Source organism: Demequina lignilytica (assembly GCF_030418305.1).
Taxonomy (GTDB): domain Bacteria; phylum Actinomycetota; class Actinomycetes; order Actinomycetales; family Demequinaceae; genus Demequina; species Demequina lignilytica.
Window position 1 is genome coordinate 57,217 of record NZ_JAUHPX010000005.1, and the last position, 16,201, is coordinate 73,417.

General features: G+C 74.2%; 12 protein-coding genes. 5 read left to right on the forward strand and 7 right to left on the reverse strand.

The window, feature by feature from the left end; genetic code table 11:
- Positions 1 to 4 precede the first annotated feature (4 nt).
- Entirely contained in the window at positions 5 to 403 is a 399-nt protein-coding gene (locus QQX10_RS09055) for a hypothetical protein (RefSeq protein WP_301119822.1), read from the reverse strand.
- Positions 404 to 469: 66 nt separating this feature from the next.
- Positions 470 to 1,393, reverse strand: coding sequence for an NAD(+) diphosphatase (gene nudC, locus QQX10_RS09060; RefSeq protein WP_301119820.1), 924 nt, complete (start codon positions 1,391 to 1,393; stop codon positions 470 to 472).
- Between the two features lie 94 nt (positions 1,394 to 1,487).
- Between nudC and QQX10_RS09065 the strand changes: the two genes are divergently transcribed.
- On the forward strand, positions 1,488 to 2,414 hold the full coding sequence (locus tag QQX10_RS09065) for a phosphotransferase (protein WP_301119818.1): 927 nt from the start codon (positions 1,488 to 1,490) through the stop codon (positions 2,412 to 2,414).
- Positions 2,415 to 2,419: 5 nt separating this feature from the next.
- Here QQX10_RS09065 and QQX10_RS09070 read toward each other — a convergent pair whose 3' ends face one another.
- The 3 genes from QQX10_RS09070 to QQX10_RS09080 are packed head-to-tail and all read right to left on the reverse strand — an operon-like array spanning position 2,420 to position 9,742.
- Positions 2,420 to 5,662: an ATP-dependent helicase gene (locus QQX10_RS09070; protein WP_301119816.1), complete on the reverse strand. Its 3,243-nt coding sequence runs from the start codon at positions 5,660 to 5,662 to the stop codon at positions 2,420 to 2,422.
- Positions 5,659 to 8,826: a UrvD/REP family ATP-dependent DNA helicase gene (locus QQX10_RS09075; RefSeq protein ID WP_301119814.1), complete on the reverse strand. Its 3,168-nt coding sequence runs from the start codon at positions 8,824 to 8,826 to the stop codon at positions 5,659 to 5,661. Before QQX10_RS09075 ends, QQX10_RS09070 begins: the two co-directional genes overlap by 4 nt.
- A gap of 37 nt (positions 8,827 to 8,863) precedes the next feature.
- Entirely contained in the window at positions 8,864 to 9,742 is an 879-nt protein-coding gene (locus QQX10_RS09080; RefSeq protein WP_301119812.1) for a DUF3152 domain-containing protein, read from the reverse strand.
- A gap of 50 nt (positions 9,743 to 9,792) precedes the next feature.
- Here QQX10_RS09080 and QQX10_RS09085 point away from each other — a divergent pair, with 50 nt between their 5' ends.
- Positions 9,793 to 10,011 (forward strand): DUF3107 domain-containing protein, encoded by a 219-nt coding sequence (locus QQX10_RS09085; protein ID WP_301119810.1) that lies wholly within the window; start codon positions 9,793 to 9,795, stop codon positions 10,009 to 10,011.
- Between the two features lie 198 nt (positions 10,012 to 10,209).
- Positions 10,210 to 11,826 carry a DEAD/DEAH box helicase gene (locus tag QQX10_RS09090; RefSeq protein WP_301119808.1) on the forward strand — a complete coding sequence of 539 codons (1,617 nt, stop codon included), beginning with the start codon at positions 10,210 to 10,212 and terminating at the stop codon, positions 11,824 to 11,826.
- A 171-nt stretch (positions 11,827 to 11,997) separates the two neighbouring features.
- On the opposite strand, the gene QQX10_RS09095 is transcribed toward QQX10_RS09090, so the two are convergent.
- A complete protein-coding gene (locus tag QQX10_RS09095) occupies positions 11,998 to 12,822 on the reverse strand; it encodes a PHP domain-containing protein (RefSeq protein ID WP_301119806.1) in 825 nt (274 codons plus the stop codon).
- A gap of 57 nt (positions 12,823 to 12,879) precedes the next feature.
- Here QQX10_RS09095 and QQX10_RS09100 point away from each other — a divergent pair, with 57 nt between their 5' ends.
- Positions 12,880 to 14,244: an aminopeptidase P family protein gene (locus tag QQX10_RS09100; RefSeq protein WP_301119804.1), complete on the forward strand. Its 1,365-nt coding sequence runs from the start codon at positions 12,880 to 12,882 to the stop codon at positions 14,242 to 14,244.
- Positions 14,245 to 14,247: 3 nt separating this feature from the next.
- Here the strand turns inward: QQX10_RS09100 and QQX10_RS09105 are convergent, their stop codons facing one another.
- Positions 14,248 to 15,114, reverse strand: a complete 867-nt coding sequence (locus QQX10_RS09105; RefSeq protein ID WP_301119802.1) for a DUF3800 domain-containing protein — start codon at positions 15,112 to 15,114, stop codon at positions 14,248 to 14,250.
- Between the two features lie 107 nt (positions 15,115 to 15,221).
- Here QQX10_RS09105 and QQX10_RS09110 point away from each other — a divergent pair, with 107 nt between their 5' ends.
- The gene (locus QQX10_RS09110) at positions 15,222 to 16,196 is read left to right on the forward strand and encodes an LLM class flavin-dependent oxidoreductase (protein ID WP_301119800.1); all 975 of its coding nucleotides are present in this window, start codon (positions 15,222 to 15,224) and stop codon (positions 16,194 to 16,196) included.
- The last annotated feature ends 5 nt before the right edge of the window (positions 16,197 to 16,201 follow it).

The following is a 16,201-nucleotide window of genomic DNA, read 5'->3' on the forward strand; positions in this document are numbered from 1 at the left end:
CGACCTATCGGGGCAGCCGGCCGCGACGCACGTCCTGCCACCGGCCGATGTCGCGCGCGAGCGCCTCGAGCTCGCCGACGCGGGCCACGAACCGCGCGACGGTCTCGGCACCTGCCTGGTCGGCGGGCGGGGGCTCGCCGCGCCACCGCGCGAAGGCGTCGGGCGTGATCGACCATCGGTTCCACGCCGCACGCTCCACGGCCGGGTACGCCGCGATGCTGACGATCTCCCAGTCCGTGGCGACGCAGAAGCCGAGCAGTCCGTTCTCGATGAACACCCGGAGCTCGTGCGCCGACGCGCCGTTCTGGACTGCCGCGACGCCGTATCCGCGTCCCTCGACGCCTGCGGCCAGGGGCCCCGTCACCACGGCCATCACGCTGGCGAACGAGCCGAGCTCGATCATGGCCCCTCCCGTCGCACCCGTCGTGTCCGTCCCCACGCGCGCGGGCCGTGCGGCGAGGGTGCCGGTCTAGACGTCGACCGGGCCTCCGGCGCGCGGTTCCGGAAGCGGCCCGCCGTACCACTCCTCCAGCATCCGGCGCGCGACCGAGCCCTTGGGCGCGAGCACGATGATCCCGTCGCGCACCTGGGGACCGATCTCCTCGCGCGCCACGAATCTCGCCTCCGCGATCTCGAGGCCGTCGACCTCGATCGCTGTCGTCGCGGTGCGGGCGCGGAACGCGACCATGACCGAGGCCGGGAACGGCCAGGGCTGGGAGCCGAGGTACTCGACGTCGGTCACCTCGAGCCGCGCCTCCTCCCACACCTCACGGTGGACCGCCTGCTCGAAGGTCTCACCCGGTTCGACGAATCCCGCGAGGTGCGAGAACCGTCGAGGGGACCAGTGCGCGGCATGAGCGAGGAGCAGCCGGTCGTCCGGGTCGGTGACCGCGACGATCATCGCCGGGTCGGTCCGCGGGTAGTGGTCGCGTCCGCAGGTGTCGCACCGGCGTACCCAGCCGCCCAGGGTCGGGGCGGTCGGTTCGCCGCAGAGCGAGCACCGCGGGTGGCTCGCGTGCCACTGGGAGATCGCGATCGCGGTGGTCGCGAGCTCGTGATCGCGCGCGCCCTCGGCGCCCCGGTCCCAGAAGCCCGCGAGGAGGTCCCTGAGCCCCCGCATCGTCTCCCCGCCGATCCCGTCGTGGTCCGTTCCGAACGCGGGGTCGGAGGGCACGAGCGCGACCAGGTCGCGGGTGCCGTCCCGTCCCAGGTAGACGCGCAGATCCGCGGGGGGCTGCGATGCGGGCGCGAGCTCGATGAGCCGCCCCTCCGCAGCAAGCACGCGCCCGTCGCGGACCACGATCGCGTCGCATGCGGCGAGGTCGACGGCGTCTCGGCGCTCCGCGGCGCGGTCGACGGTCGAGGGCAGGTCCAGGGGCCAGGGATTCCTCACCCGATCACCGTACCCGTCGCCTCCTCCCGGACCGTGCGGGACCCGTGCGGCGTGGAGCGTGGCGTGCACCCCGTTCACGCTCTACCGTGAGGGCGTGCCCCGCTCACCTCTCGCGCTCGCCGCCCTGGCCTCGGTCGCCGTGCCCGGGCTCGACGTCTACGACGTGCTGCGCAGCCCGCACACCGACGCCGACTTCGAGGTGGTCGTGGTGAAGGACGCCACCGGCAAGCGCTGGCTGGTGCGTGCTCCCAAGCGGGCCGCGGCGGGCGCGGCGCTCGAGGCCGAGAAGGGGCTGCTGTCCGCCCTGGCCCGGGCGAAGGAGGCCGGGCTGGTGACCTTCGACGTCCCCCATCCCGTCGGGGCGGTCGAGCTCGGTCGCGACGAAGGACGGGCCGTGGTCTACACGGAGGTGCGCGGCGCTCACCTCATGCTGGCGGCCGTGCAGCCCGGACCAGGACTGGCGGCGTCGCTCGGACGCGCGCTCGCGCAGATCCACGAGCTCCCGATCGCCGTGGTCGAGGACCAGGGCCTCGCGTCGTACTCCGCCGAGGAGTACCGCGAGCGCCGGCTCGCGGAGCTCGACGCCGGGATCCAGACCGGCAAGGTCCCGCCACGGCTCGCCGACCGCTGGGAGCACCAGCTCGAGAACGTCTCCTGGTGGCGCTTCGACCCGACCGTGGTGCACGGCGACATGGGCGAGCACCAGCTGTACGTCGCCGACGACGAGGTGGTGGGGATCGTCGACTGGATGGACGCCCGCGTCGCCGACCCGGCGGACGACCTGGCGTGGCTGGTGGCGTCCGCAGGCGAGGACGTCCTCGACTCGGTGGTCGAGGCCTACACCGTGAGCCGGCGCGAGATGCGCGATCCTCACCTGATCGACAGGGCGCGGCTCGCGTCGGAGATGGCCCTGATGCGCTGGCTGATGTACGGCGTCCGCACCGACAACGCCGACGTGATCGCCGACGGCGAGGGCATGCTCGCCGATCTCGAGGCGATGCTGTTCGACACCGAGGACTGAGCCGGTCAGCTCCTGCCGCGGATCAGGCCCTCGATCTGGTCGCGCGAGAGCAGCTGCTCCGGGAACACGGTGCGCCCGTCCCTGACGTAGTGGAAGGCCGCGTCCACGTCCTCCAGCGCCGCGCCCGTGTAGGTCGCCCAGGCCAGGCGGTAGACGGAGAGCTGCACCTCGCGTGCGGCGCGCTCGGCCGGGTCGCGCGGGGGTGCCCCCGACTTCCAGTCGACCACGGTGACGCGCTCGAGCCCGTCGCCGGGCGGGAACACCGCGTCGATCCGCGAGCGGACGGTCACGCCGGCGAGGGGGACCTCCACGTCGACCTCGATGTGGCTCGGCGTGCGGAGCCGCCACGGCGACGCCTCGAACGCGGCCTTGAGCTCCTCGATGGCGTCGTCGTCCTCGCCCGGGCCGAGGTCCGCCAGCTCGATCAGCGGCGTGTGGCCGTAGCGCGACTCGATCCAGGCGTGGATGAGGCTTCCGCGGCGGGCGGCATCGGTCGGCTCCGACGGGAGCGGGCGGCGCAGCTGGGCGGCGAACGCCTCGCGATCACGTCGGATGGACACGAGCGCGGACGTCGAGAGGTGGGCGGGCGTGCGCACGTCGCCCGCCCCGGCGCGACGCTGAGCGCGCTCGGTGAGCATGGCCTCCACCTGCGCGCCGGATGGGAGCGCGGCCCATGCAGGCGACGGGTCGCCGGACGCCCGGATGCGCTCGACGCGGCCCGCCAGCTCCCGCCTCGCGAGCTGGGCCGGGGTCGGCGGACGCGGCCACGTCTCGGGCGGCGCGTGGCGCTCGTTGCGCGCGTCGTCCGCTGGCGCCGGCGCCCACGCCGAGGTATCGATGAGGCCTGCCTCGACGAGCTCCTCGAGGTAGCTCGAGGGCCGGCGCGGCTTGACCCCGTCGGTGAACCAGGAGGCCGAGAGCAGCACGTGCGACCGCGCGCGCGTCACCGCGACGTAGAAGAGTCGGCGCTCCTCCTCGACGCGGTGGGACCCGCACTCGCGCTTGAACTCGCCGATCGACGCGGCGAACGTCTGCTGATCGATCGCCTCGCGCCACTCCCACAGCGGCAGGTCGTCCCGGTCCAGCCGGAGCTCGTAGGGGAGCTCGAGCCCCCGACCCGAGTACCAGCCGCCGTCGGAGTACCAGTCGCGGGTGGGGGTGGGCGCGTCGACGGACGGGAAGTGCCCGTCGACCAGCCCCGGCACCGCGACGACGTCCCACTCCAGACCCTTCGAGGCGTGCACGGTCAGCACCTGGACGGCGCCGGGCTCGGGCTCCTTGACCGGCAGCTCGAGCCCGGACTCCTCGCCCCGGGCGGCGTCGAGCCAGGCGAGGAAGGCCCCGAGCGTCACGTGGTCCGCGCCGGCGGCGAACTGGCGCGCGGCATCGATGAAGGCGTCGACGTTGCGCGCCGCACGACCGTCGGGGCGAGCGACGGCGGCCTCGATGTCGAGGCCCCAGGCGCGCTCCGCGGTGAGGATGAGCTCGCCGAGGGGCAGGTAGGTACGGGTGCGGATCGCGTCGATCGCGTGGTGGAGGGCGACGAGCCTGGCGCGTGCGACGACGCCGAGCTCGCGTCCGTGACGGGACCGCCAGCCCGGCGGCGGCGGCGAGGCGATCGCGTCGACGATCCCCGCCTCGGTCTCGCGCTGCTCGCGCGGGCCGGCGAGCTCCTCCGCCCAGTCATGCAGCGCCGCGAGATCTCGGATCCCGAGCGCCATGCGCTCCGACGTGAGCAGGCGCATCGCCGAGTCTCCGCGGGAGGGGTCGTGCGCGACCTCCAGGAGCGCGACCAGGTCCGCGACCTCCGGGGTGTCGACCAGCCCGCCGAGGCCGACCACCTCGTAGTCGAGCCCGGCGGCGGCCAGGGCCTCGACCACGGGCGTGAACTGCGCCTTGCGCCGGCACAGGACCGCGGCCGTGGCGGTGGCCTCGTCATCCGTCAGCTCCGCGAGGCGCGCCTTGAGCCACTCGACCATCCGCGACGCCTCGACCACGTGGTCCTCGGCGACGAGGCTCGCGACGGCGGGTGCGCGGCGGGTGGGCTCGGGACGCCCGAGCTCCTCGCCGCGCGACCGGAGCGGGTCGACGTGGACCCGTGAGGACTCACGGAGCGGTCGTGCGGCGGCGTTGGCGACGTCCAGGACCGCGCGCTCGTTGCGCCACGAGACGGACAGGCTCGCCACCTGCACCTCACCGGGGCCGCCGAACTCCTCGACGAACATCGGCAGGGCGCTCTCCGACGCACCACGGAATCCGTAGATGGCCTGGTGGGGATCGCCCACCGCCATCACGTGGTGCGACCGGCCGAACAGCCGGGCGAACAGCCGGAGCTGGCCGGGCGACGTGTCCTGGAACTCGTCGAGCAGGATCGCCCGATAGCGGCCCCTCTCGATCGCCCGGACCGCGGGCAGGCGCGACAGGTCGACCGCGAACCCGACCTGGTCCGCGAAGTCCAGCTGCGACGCCGCGCGCTTGCGCCGCTGGAACTCGGCGACCAGGTCGGCCATGCCCGCAAGGGTGCGGAACCGGGTCAGGGACTTCGCATGGGCGTTCGGCGTGCCGTTGCGGGTCACGAGCGGGCCGGGCACCGTGTCATCACCCTTCCCCGGCAGCGCCTCGATCCAGGCGATCGCCTCCCGCGCCCAGCTCCGCAGCTCGGCGGGGGTGCTCTCGTGATCGCGGAGCTGGCCCGCGAGCCTGGGGATCGCGGCCGTGAGCGTGCTCAGCGCGGCGTCGACATCGAGGTCCTCGGTCCACGAGCCGACCACGTCGTCGGCCAGCTGCCACAGCGCTGCCTGCGTCAGCGTGGCGGCGTCCGGGTCGATGCCGAGACGCAGGCCGTGCTCGGCGACCAGCTGGGCGGCGTAGGCGTTGTACGTCGAGACAGCGACCGGGGGGCGCCCGGCGTCCGCCCCGAAGACCGTGGCGATCCGCCGTTCCGCGCGTTCGGCGATCTCGGCCGCGGCCTTGCGCGTGAACGTCAGGCACAGGATCTCGTCCGGCGCGATGGGGGTGCCGAAGAGGCGCTCCGCATGGTCGAGGAGCGCGACGATCCGCATCGACAGCGTCGCCGTCTTGCCCGATCCGGCCCCGGCGACCACGAGCATCGGCTCGAGGCCCGCCTCGATCACGCGCGCCTGCTCGGCCGTGACGGAGATGTCGGGATCGACCAGGGCCATCAGCTCGGCGGCGGTGCGCGCGCGCCCGCGAACGGTCCCGTCCTCCACCGGGTCCTGGGCCGTCATCCGTCGCTCACCTGACGCCCCTCCGGCCACGCCGGGCAGCTGCGCCTCACCGGGCAGAATGTGCAGCTCGGGTTGGGCGTGGCGAGGAACTCGGGCCGCGCCATCACCTCGACCGCGTCCGCGAGGCGGGCACGCGTCGCCTCGAGATCCACGGGCGGCTGCGCGCGCTCCCCCGCCGCCTGCGCCGTCGTGCCGAGGAAGACCAGCGACGCTCCCGAGGCGGCCTCGACACCGGGGAACGCACCGTGGGCGGCGGCGAGCTGGTACATCGCGAGCTGGGCGTGATCCTCGGCCTCCTTCTGAGTCACGGGGCTCCCGGTCTTGAGGTCCACGATGCGCGCGGCGGCGTCGTCGACCTCGACCCGGTCGGCGCTGCCCGCGAGCCTCGCCCCGCCGATGTCGACGGCGAACGGCTGCTCGACGCGCACCTCGCCGGGGACTGTCGCGACATAGCCCGCGAGGCGCCTGACCATGTCCTCTGCGCGCTCGCGGAGGCGTCGATCGGGCCACGTCTCCGTCCCGGCCACGTCGCCCCATCGCTCGTCGAGCGCGTCGAGCAGCTCGACGGCGGTCCCGTGCGGGAGCTCCGCGGCGATCTCGTGGACCACCGTGCCGAGCGTCTGCTTCTCAGTCGCCGACGGCGTGCCGCCGACGCTCTGCAGGGCCCACCGCAGGGCGCACGTCTCGAGGGACTCGAGCTTCGACGGGGACACCCGCACCGGGGTGCCGTCGTCCCACATGCCGACCGAGGAGGACGTGGGCGGGACCCCGTGCCACTCGCGCGGATCGGCGCCGGCGACGTCCGCATCGGCGAGGCGCGCGACGAGCGCGGCATGCCCGTCGCGCTCCGTGGGCGCGAGGCCCGGGTCCGTCGCCGCGACACGCGCGTGAACGACCGCTCCTCGCAGGTCCGCCACGGTCACGATGTCGTCGGCACGCTCGGCTCGCACCCCGGCGGCCTCCCCGCACCAGGCGAGATAGCGCGACGGCCGGGCGTCCTCGCCCTCCTCGCACGAGAGGATCAGCATGCGACGTGCCCGGGACACCGCCACCGCGAAGGCCCGCGTCTCGTCGTCGAGCACGGCGCGGCGGGACTCCCGTGCACGGACGGCTCGGTCGCCGTCGGGGATCGGCGCGCGGTCGGCGCGACCGGCGAGCACGTCGGCGAGGTGCTGCGCGCCCAGGACCGAGTCGCGCAGCCGCAGGTCCGGCCACACGCCCTCCTCGAGCCCCGCGACCACGACCACGTCCCATTCGCGACCCGACGCGGACGCGGCCGTCGAGAACGCGACGGCATCCTCGACCCGGGCCCGCGCGCCGAGCGAGTCCGCCGCGAAGTCCTGTCCCTCGAGGTGCTCGACGAACGACGCCACCGAGGCGTGCGGCATCCGCTCGGCGAAGCCCTGGGCGGCGCGCAGCAGCGCGATCACCGCGTCGAGGTCCGCGTCGTCCCGCGCGGAGCCCGCGAGCGCGGCGGCGCGCCAGGAGTCGGCGACGCCGAGCGCGGCCCAGGCCGCCCATGCGACCGTTCCCGGTGACGCGCCCGGGAGGCGCGCGGCCTCGGTCGCGTCGGCGAGCGCGCGCGTGGCGCGCTCCGCGATCCGTGCCTCCGCGGACCTCACGGCCGCCCATCCGTCCTCGCGTGCCATCGCGTCCACGAGCAGCTCCGCGGAGCCTCGCGTGCCCTCGGACTCGCGCTCGACCCTGACGAGGGCGCGTCGCAGGCGGCGCAGCGCGACCGGGTCGAGTCCGACGATCCGCGAGGTGAGGAGCTCGACGGACTGCTCCTCGGTCCACTCGGGACGGTCGCCGCGGGCGGCGCTCGCCGCGCGTCGCATCAGCGTGAGGAGGGGCGCGACCGCAGGCTCGAGATGGAGCGCGGTGCCCTCGCCCAGCGTCTCGCACGGGATGTCGAGCGCGGCGAGGTCGGCGCGGAGCTCGCGCAGCCGCGACGTCGACCGCGCGATCACCGCCATCTCGCCCCACGGCACCGGCGGGGCCCCGTCGAGCCCGTGGCGGGCCGCACGCAGCGCGCCCGCGATCGCCCGCGACTGGGCGTGGCGATGCGCGGCGGTCACGATCCTGACAGCGCCACGCGCATCGTCGACCGTCTCGGCACGCCCGCGCGGCGACCCCTCCCCGACGGTGCGGATCCGGGCCGTCGCCGCCGCCGTCACCGCCGCGAGGGCTCCCGCCTGGCGGTGCGACGGGCCCAACCGGTGCAGGCGCGCTCCCCAGCCTCGCGGCGCCGGAGCCGTCGCATCGTCGAGGACCCGGGGCATCGCGCCGCGGTAGCCCTGCACGGACACGTCGGCGTTGCCGAGCAGGACAAGACTCGCGCCCCGCGCCGCGCATGCGCGCAGCAGGTCGACGCCTGCGGCGGTCAGCTCCTGCGCCTCGTCGACCACGACGAGGTCCCACTCCGGGGCCTCGCCGTCGGCCAGCTCCTCCCAGGACCGCAGCACGTGGGCGGCCTGCGCGACCACGACCGCCGGGTCGAAGCGGTCACCCTGATCCGGGGTGGAGGCGAAGGAGCCGAGCACCTGGTCGTACTCGCGCATGACCTCCGCGGCGGCCTCCCACTCGGGCCTGCCGACGTCGCGCCCGAGCTCGGCCAGCTCGTCGGGGATCCGCCCCGCCTCGCTGGCGCGCATGATGACGTCACGGAGCTCGTGACGGAATCCCGCGAGCGCGGTCGCCTCGGGCGGCACGAGTCCGTTCCAGTCCGGGGCGGCGCCCTCGCCGCGCGCATGCCCGTCGAGGAGCTCCCGGAGGATCTGGTCCTGCTCGGCTCCGGTCACCAGCCGGGGCGGCGGCTGGCCCCCGGCGACGGCGAGCGCGGTGAGGATCGCATGGGACGCCGAGGCGGCCGTGCGCACGACGGGGGCGCCGACCGGCCGGTCCAGCAGCAAGGAGACCCGGTCCCGCAGACGCGCGGCGCTCGCCCGCGTCGCCGCGAGGACCAGGACGCGCGCGACCGGGGTGCCCGCTGCCACCGCCTCCAGCGCGGTGGCAGCGGCCACGGTCGTGGCGCCGCTGCCCGGCTCGCCGACCACCACGTGGTGGCCTCCGTCGGCCACCGCCGCGAGCGCCGCGCGCTGGTGCGCGTCCAGCTCCGGCACGCGTGGCGGCGCGGCCGGGGGCACGAGCCGCAGCGAGGTCATGCGGCCATGGAAGCACGCGGGTCGGACATCGCGACCATCACGCGGACGCCGAGGGCTCCGGCACCGGGGCGTCCGGGAACGGCCAGGGATTCACACTGCACTCGGCCGGCATGGTCTCCTGGACCACCATCACCGAGGCCTCGCCGGACGTGCACGTCCCTGCCTCGTCTCCGAGGACGTACCCGACCGAGTGGGCGAGCTGGTACCGACGCGACCCGGTGCGGTCGTCCTCGTAGCGCGACAGCCCGGCGGCCCAGTCGTAGAGGGACAGCGGCACGATCCCCTGCGCCTCGCACGTCAGGTCCGCGGTCGACGACGGGCTCGTCGCGCCGTCCGCGTCCGCCGCGGCGTCGGAGTCGGTCGGCACGCACAGGCCGGCCGCCGTGACCGGGCTCGCGAGGACGATGCGGATGTCGGCGGCGCCGTCGGTCAGGACGAACTGCTGGCGCCCCTCCGATCCCCATCCGCGCGGGTCGTTCAGGGTGTCCATGACGAAGTCGCGGAAGGCCGTGGTGGCGACGTCGAGGCCGTCCTCGACGTCGATCCTCACGTAGCGCACGGGACCGCCCCCGTCGACCTCCGCGGTGGTGCCGGGGACGGCGGAGAAGGTGCCGTTTCCCTCGTCGGGCACCACCAGCGAGATGAGGCCCGCGAGCCCGTCCGCCTCGTCGAGCTCGCGGTCGATCGGCGCGAGGGGCCCCACCGACACGGTCGGGGTCGCGCTCGCGCTCGCCGACGGCGACGCTGACACCTCCGGCGCCGCGGTCCAGCGGGCGTAGAGGCCGGGGACCAGGCCGGTCGCGTAGCCGGCGCCGATGCCGAGGCCGAAGGCCGCGATCACCGTCACCACCGACACCCACAGCCTCGGACGGCGGATTCGCCTGCCCGCGAACAGGCCCCTGGACCCTCGCTCCATCGCTCTAGGATAGGGGCCTAGACCCCGCCTGAAGACCGAAGGAGGCCCTGATGGAGATCAGGATCGGCGTGCAGAACGTGTCCCGCGAGATCTCGCTGGAGACCGACCTCACCGCGGACCAGGTGGCTGACGCCGTCGCCGCCGCGGTCGGGGGCGGGACGCTCGACCTCACGGACACCAAGGGCCGCCGGATCGTCGTGCCCTCGGGAGCGCTCGGCTACGTCGACATCGGCGAGGAGACCAAGCGTCGCGTCGGTTTCGGCGCCTGAGGGCGACCGCCCCTATCCGCACCCGGGTGCCACCCGGTACACTTGGCCACGACCCGGGGCTGACCGGTCGTCATGTGTGAATGCGGAACCGCCTGAAGACGGCGGACGCGCGCGGCCGCTGGCCGCGACCCGGATGATTCGCGATCGGCTGCCCGCCGTACCGGCGCCTTCCCAGCGCCCCCTCTCATTCGGAGCACCATGACCGAGACGCACGCCAGCGTGCAGACGCCCGACCGGACGTTCGCCGACTTCGATGTCGACCCCCGCATCGTCCAGGCCCTCGCCGACAAGGGCATCACCACCCCCTTCCCGATCCAGGCGATGACCCTGCCCGTGGCCCTGTCCGGCCACGACATCATCGGCCAGGCCAAGACCGGCACCGGCAAGACGCTCGGATTCGGCATCCCCGCGCTCCAGCGGACCGCCGCGCCGGGCGAGCCCGCGTACGACGCGCTCGGCGACGCGCAGGGCAAGCCGCAGGTGCTCGTCGTCGCGCCGACCCGCGAGCTCGCCGTGCAGGTCGCCGGCGACCTCGAGACCGCGTCGCGCAAGCGCACCGTGCGGATCGTCCAGATCTACGGCGGCCGCGCCTACGAGCCTCAGATCGAGGCCCTGCAGAAGGGTGTCGACGTGGTCGTCGGCACGCCGGGGCGCATGATCGACCTGCTCAACCAGGGCCACCTCGACCTGCGGTACGTCAAGACCGTGGTGCTCGACGAGGCGGACGAGATGCTCGACCTGGGCTTCCTCCCCGACGTCGAGAAGCTGCTCGCGGCGACGCCCGCGTCGCGCCACACCATGCTGTTCTCGGCGACCATGCCGGGCGCGGTGGTCGCGCTCGCCCGCCGGTACATGACCCAGCCCACCCACATCCGCGCGGCCGACCCGGACGACGACGGCGCCACGGTCAAGGCGATCAAGCAGGTGGTCTACCGTGCGCACGCGCTCGACAAGATCGAGGTGCTCGCGCGCATGCTGCAGGCCGACGGCCGCGGCCTCACCGTGGTGTTCGCACGGACCAAGCGCACCGCCGCGAAGGTGTCCGACGAGCTGCGCGACCGCGGTTTCGCCGCCGGCGCGATCCACGGCGACCTGGGCCAGGGCGCGCGCGAGCAGGCGCTCCGCGCGTTCCGCACCGGCAAGATCGACATCCTGGTCGCCACCGACGTCGCGGCGCGCGGCATCGACGTCGACGACGTGACGCACGTGGTCAACTACCAGTGCCCCGAGGATGAGAAGACCTACCTCCACCGCATCGGCCGCACGGGCCGCGCGGGCAAGACCGGCACCGCGGTCACGTTCGTCGACTGGGACGACATCCCGCGCTGGTCGCTGATCGACAAGGCGCTCGACCTGGGCTACCCGGAGCCGCAGGAGACCTACTCCACGTCACCGCACCTGTACGAGGACCTCGGCATCCCCGCCGGCACCAAGGGCCGCCTGCCCAAGGAGGCGCGCACGCGTGCCGGCCTCGAGGCCGAGGTGCTCGAGGACCTGGGCGAGACCGGCAAGCACACCGGCGCGCCGTCGCACGGCGGTCGCGACGGTGGTCGCGGCGGCCGTTCGGGTGACGATGCGGGACGTTCCGGCGGGCGCGGCCGTGGTCGCGGCGGACGCGGCGGCTCGGGCCGGGGCGGCCAGGGCGGTCGCGGCCAGGGCGGCCAGGGCGACGGCGCACCGCGCGAGCCCCGCGTCGAGGGCGGCGCCGGAGCCGACGGCGAGGCCAAGCCGCGCCGGAACCGCAACCGCCGTCGCCGCCGCTCGGGCGGCGCGGGCACGGGCGACGCCGCGCAGGCGCAGCCGGCCGGCGAGTAGCACACGCACCAGCAGGGGCGGGATCCGTACGGGTCCCGCCCCTGCGGCGTCTGCGCCGACACGTATCTCTTCAGGGGGCGCCGCGGGCGCGCGAGATCGACACGATCCGCTTCATGGGACGAGGCCGGAGGCGCGAGGGCGCGGATCCGGGGCGGGCTCGGGTCGCGGACCCTAGCCCCGCTGGGCTCGCAGCGCCTCGTATGCCTCCGGTGACGTGAGGTTCTCCCCGAGCCGGTTGAGCTTGCCGTCGCCGTGGTAGTCCGAGGAGCCGGTGGGGACCAGTCCGTGCTTCGCGGCCAGGTCGTGCAGCCGGGTCCGGGAGGCGTCGTCGTGATCGCGGTGATCGATCTCGAGGCCCGCGAGGCCCGCGGCGGCGAGCGACCGGATCACCCGGTCGGGCACCACCTTGCCGCGCGCGTGCGCGGCCGGGTGGGCGAACACCGGCACCCCGCCCGCGGCGCGGATCACGCGCACCGCGTCGTGGACGTCGGGCGCGTAGTGCGGCACGTAGTAGGCCGAGCCGTTGTGCAGCACGTCGGCGAACACCGCGTCGCGGGACGGGAAGCACCCCCGCGCGACCAGCGCGTCCGCGATGTGCGGCCGTCCCACCGTCGCGGCGTCGCCCGAGAACTCCATCACGTCGTCCCAGGTGATCGGGTAGTCGGCGGCGATGAGCCCCACCATCTCCCGCGCCCGGGTCAGCCGGGCCGCGCGCGTGCGGGCGAGCATCGCCACCAGGTCCTCGTCGAAGGGACGGGGCCACAGCGCGAGCATGTGGATCGAGACCCAGCGGTCCTTGGCGGAGATCTCGATGCCCGGCACGAAGCCGAGCCCGAGCCCCGACGCGACCTCGGACGCCTCGCCCCAGCCGTCGATCGAGTCGTGGTCGGTGAGGGCCACGATGTCGAGCCGCGCCTCGTACGCCTCGTGCATCACCTGCTCGGGCGTGCCGGTCCCGTCCGACACGGTCGAGTGGGTGTGGAGGTCGATGCGCACGGCTCCAGCGTAGGCGCTCGGACCTGGGGCCGGTCCCGCTCGTGCGACCATGTCCGGGTGAGCGACAAGGACCAGACGAACAAGGCCCGCACCGGGCGCCCCACCACCACGGAGTTCAAGGACTTCATGGGAGCGCACTGGGCGCCGCACGAGGACGTCGAGGTCACCAGGATCGCCGCGGCGCCCTACGCCGCCGCCCGTCGCGAGCGCCTCAGCGCGCGCTTCCCCGGCGAGCGCATCGTCGTGCCGGCGGGCACCCTGAAGACGCGCTCCAACGACACGGACTATCGTTTCCGCCCCTCCTCGGACTTCGCGTACCTCACCGGTCTGGGCGTGGACCACGAGCCCGGCGCGATCCTGGTGATGGAGCCGCGTGAGGCCGGCGGGCACGACTCGACGCTGTACCTGGTCCCGCCCGCGCAGCCCGGCGACGAGGGCTTCTACTCCGACCCCGCCGCGGGCGAGTTCTGGATCGGGCGCCGCCCGGGCCTCGAGGAGTTCGCGGCCATGACCGGGATCGCGACGGCGCGCCTGTCCGAGCTGCCCAAGATCCGCACCGCGAGCCAGCCGCACAAGAAGGTCCGCGTCGCGCTCGCCGAGATGCGGTTCGTGAAGGACGAGTACGAGGTCCAGCAGCTGCGCGACGCCGTGGACGCCACGGTCGCCGGCTTCGAGCGCGCGATCGGACAGCTGCCCCGCGCCATCGCCCACAAGCGCGGCGAGCGGGTCATCGAGGCGACCTTCGACGGCCATGCTCGCGAGGAGGGCAACGCGGTCGGCTACGAGACCATCGCCGCGGCCGGACCGCACGCGACCACCCTGCATTGGATCGCGAACACCGGCCAGGTGCGCGAGGGCGACCTGCTGCTGCTCGACGCGGGTGTCGAGGTCGAGAGCCTCTACACCGCCGACGTCACGCGCACGTTCCCGATCGGGGGCGAGTTCACGCCGCTCCAGCGCCGCGTCTACCAGATCGTCCTCGAGGCGGCCGACGCGGCGTTCGCCGCGGCGCGCCCCGGCGCCCGGTTCCTCGACGTGCACTTCGCCGCGGTCGAGGTGATCGAGAAGCGCCTCACGGAGTGGGGCATCGCCCCCTCATCCGAGGACCCGGAGTCGAAGCTGTTCCGGCGCTGGATGGTGCACGGCACCTCGCACCACCTCGGGATCGACGTCCACGACTGCGCCGAGGCGAAGCGCGAGCTCTACATGGAGGGCGTGCTCGAGCCGGGCATGGTGTTCACCATCGAGCCGGGCCTGTACTTCCAGGAGGGCGACCTGGCCGCCCCCGAGGAGCTGCGCGGGATCGGCATCCGCATCGAGGACGACGTGCTCATGACCGAGGACGGTGTCGAGAACCTGTCCGCGGCGCTGCCGCGCGACCCCGATGCCGTCGAGGCGTGGATGCGGAGCCTCCGCGGCTGACGGTCACGCGACCGGCGGGTAGCGCCCCGGGTCCGGATGCACGATGATCCCGCCACGCTGCACCTTGGTGGTGTTCCAGTGCTCGGCGAAGCATGGCTCGATCTTGTCCCACAGGAAGTTCGCCCCCTGCGGCGGACCCCCGACCTTGTACCACTCGTAGGTCGCGTAGGCCACCAGGTCGGGGAGCTGGATCAGCTCGCGGTCCCACGTCGACAGCGACGAGTCGATCCACACGGGCTTGTCGATGAGGAGCCGGAAGTTGGGCTTGGTGCTGCGGCGTGCGGCGAGCCCGTCGAGGTCGCCCTTCATGGCACCGGACCTGAAGTACGCCTCGTGCTCGTCCTGCTGGTCGGCCACGAAGAGCCCGCCCTCGCCCTCGTTGACCTGGTCGAGGGTGAGGGCGACACGCTCGTAGAGCCGCGAGTAGGCGGCGCCGATCACCGTCGACGTGTCCTCCCGCTCGACCATCGCGAGCTTGTCCACCACCGTCGCGAACACCAGCGGACGGAACTTCGCGAAGATCTGTCCCAGGTTGTGGAGGAGCTCGTCCACCTTGTCGCGCGCCAGCAACGCCGAGTAGCCCGCGGGGAGGCGGCCCATCCGCTCGCCGTCGCGGTGGCGCACCACGTGCGCGAGGAACGTGCCCTTGAGCTCGGTGTCGTTCCACGGCCGGTCCATCGCGCCCTCGCCGAAGCAGCGGTACTTCGCCTCCCGCAACTCGAGCGCGAGCCGCGCGCGGGACGAGTCGTGGATGCCCACCGCCGCGAGCACGAACAGGTCGCTCGAGCCCTGCGGCCGCGTGCGGCCGTGCCGCGGGGTGGTGAAGCTCATCGACGTCCCGCCGGACTCGTCCACGTAGAACAGCAGCATCGTCAGCCCTCCTTCTCGCACGCTACCCGCACGGCGGGATCGGGCGCGCGGTGACGATGCTCCGGCCGCCCGGGCATAGCCCGCGCCGGGCGGGCGTTGGGCCGGGCATGCCCCGCCTCTCCATGCTCGACCTCGCCTTCATCCCGCCCGGCGGCTCCGCCGCCGCCAGCCTCGCCCACTCGGTGGACCTCGCCCGGGTCGCCGAGCGCGCCGGCTACACGCGCGTCTGGTACGCCGAGCACCACGGGATGGCGACCATCGCCTCGTCCGCTCCGGCGGTGGTCATCGCGCACGTCGCGGCGCACACCTCGACCATCCGCCTGGGGGCCGGAGGCGTGATGCTGCCTCACCACTCGCCGCTCGTGATCGCCGAGCAGTTCGGCACGCTCGCCGAGCTCCACCCCGGGCGCATCGACCTCGGGCTGGGGCGCGCGCCGGGCGGCGATCGCGCCGTGTACACGGCGCTGCGACGGTCTCCGGAGGCCTCGGACCGCTTCCCCGCGGACGTGGTCGAGCTGCAGGGGCTACTCGCGGGCGACGACCGTTCGGACGGCGTCCGAGCCACCCCAGGCGCCGACACCCGCGTCCCGCTGTACGTGCTCGGATCCTCGCTGTTCGGCGCGCAGCTCGCCGCCCGGTTGGGCCTGCCGTACGCGTTCGCCTCGCACTTCGCGCCGCAGGCCCTCACCGAGGCCGTCGCCCTGTACCGCGGCACCTACCAGCCGTCGCCCGCGCATCCGGCGCCGTATGTGATCGCCGGGGTCAACGTGGTCGCCGCCGAGGACGGGGACGATGCGCGGGAGCAGCTCGCAGCCGCCCGGCGCCAGCGGGTGCGCTCGATGATCGCCCGCGGCCCCGTCGCGAGGGACCACAGCGACCAGGAGATCGACGCGTTCCTCGCCACACCGCAGGGCGCGTCCATCGCCACGATGATGTCGAAGGCGGCGGTCGGGACCCCCGCCGAGGTTCGCGCGAGCCTCGAGTCGTTCGCGGAGGAGGCCCGCGCCGACGAGCTCATCACCGTGCACCCGTCGCTCGACCCGGCGGCACGGCTGCGGTCCGTGGAGCTCGCCGCGGCGTGAGGCCG